Source organism: Cupriavidus respiraculi, from assembly GCF_914271545.1.
GTDB classification, from domain to species: domain Bacteria; phylum Pseudomonadota; class Gammaproteobacteria; order Burkholderiales; family Burkholderiaceae; genus Cupriavidus; species Cupriavidus respiraculi.
Map to the genome: position 1 here is coordinate 1 of NZ_CAJZAH010000014.1, position 1,557 is coordinate 1,557.

Genomic DNA, 1,557 nt, shown 5'->3' on the forward strand with positions numbered 1-1,557 from the left:
GTCGTTGAAGTCCAGCCAGCGGATCATCGCGCCGATATTGAAGGCGGCCTGCACCGGGTCGAGCTGGAACTGGGTGCCGGGCACCTTGGCGCCGTTGGGCACGATCGTGCCCGGCACGATCGGCCCCATCAGCTTCGTGCAGGCGGGGTAGGACAGCGCCTCGAGGCCGCAGCCCAGGGTGTCGATCAGGCAGTTGCGCGCGGTGTCGTAGGCCAGCGGGCTCTGGATCTGGTACTGCGTCACGTAGTCGACGATATCGACCAGCACCTGATCGGGTTCGGGGCGGACATTGCTGATGTGTGCGGACATAGGGGCAGAAGCTTGAAAGGTTGGAAAAGGATGGGGCGATGTTTCGATGCTTGGATGATTCGATAGGCGGTGCCGCGCCGGCCGTTATCCCTCGCGCATATTGGCGGCCTTGACGATCTCGCCGAGGCGCTTGCGTTCCGCGTCGACGAACTTGTCGAACTCCGCGCGCGTGCCCCCGATGGGCTCGATGCCCACGCTCTTGAGCTTCGCGGCCGCGGCGGGATCCTTCATGGCCTTGTCCACGGCGGCGGCGACCTTGTCCATGATCTCGGCCGGCACCCCGCGCGGCGCATGCACGCCCGCCCAGTGCGCGATCTGCACGTCGCTGAAGCCCTGTTCCACCGCGGTGGACAGCTGCGGATATGCCGAGATGCGCTTGGTCCAGGTGGTCGCCAGGGCCTTGAACTTGCCATCGTTGAAGATGTGGGGCAGGGCGATGATGCTGGCCTCGGAGGTGCCCTCGACCTGGCCGCCCAGGACCGCGGTCGTGCTTTCCGAGCCGCTCTTGTACGGCACGGGCTGCAGCTTGGCGCCGTACTTGACGTTGAGCATCTCCGCCACGAAATGCGGCGTGCTGCCGGTACCGGCGGTGGCGAAGTTGAAGCCCGCCCCCTTTTTCGACGCTTCGACGAAGTCGCGCAGGTTGTTGTACTTCGCCGTCTTGGGTACCACGATCACCGACGGCGCCAGGCCGATCATGACTACCGGCACCAGTTCCTCGTCCTTGTAGGGCACGGACTTCTTGATCATGGTGTTCGAAATCACGCCGGCGGCGCTGATCAGGAAGGTGTAGCCATCGGCCGGGCCGTGGGCCACCATTTCGGCGCCGATCGAGCCGCCCGCGCCGGGACGGTTCTCGACGATGACGGACTGGCCCAGGGCCTTGGTGGCCCCCTCGGCGGCGGCCCGTGCCATCAGGTCATTGGCGCCGCCGGCCGCGAACGGCACGATAAAGCGGACCGGCTTTGCGGGCCAGGATTGCTGGGCGTGGGCAGTGGAAGCGAATGACAGCGTCGAAAGTGCGACGACCGCGGCGATGCGGCGGAATTGATGCATGGTGTGATCTGATTTCGGATGGGTGAAAGCCGCCCGAGGGCGGCCGAATATTGCGGGTGCTGCAAAGTCAGCGGCGCTCGGCGATCGGCACGAACTTCAGGTTCTCCGGCCCGGTGTAGTTGGCGCTGGGTCGGATGATCTTGTTGTCGATGCGCTGCTCGATGATGTGGGCGGCCCAGCCCGAGGTGCGCG

At 65.6% G+C, this 1,557-nt stretch carries 2 protein-coding genes and 1 pseudogene; all 3 read right to left on the bottom strand.

Annotation, left to right across the window (positions count from 1 at the left end; all coding sequences use genetic code 11):
• Positions 1-309, bottom strand: a 309-nt coding sequence (locus LDO27_RS25495) for an MmgE/PrpD family protein (protein ID WP_224044662.1), incomplete at its 3' end; no start/stop codon positions are given.
• An 84-nt stretch (positions 310-393) separates the two neighbouring features.
• The gene (locus LDO27_RS25500) at positions 394-1,365 is read right to left on the bottom strand and encodes a Bug family tripartite tricarboxylate transporter substrate binding protein (RefSeq protein ID WP_222209766.1); all 972 of its coding nucleotides are present in this window, start codon (positions 1,363-1,365) and stop codon (positions 394-396) included.
• Positions 1,366-1,432: 67 nt separating this feature from the next.
• Positions 1,433-1,557: pseudogene (locus tag LDO27_RS25505) on the bottom strand (citrate/2-methylcitrate synthase); the annotation flags it as partial.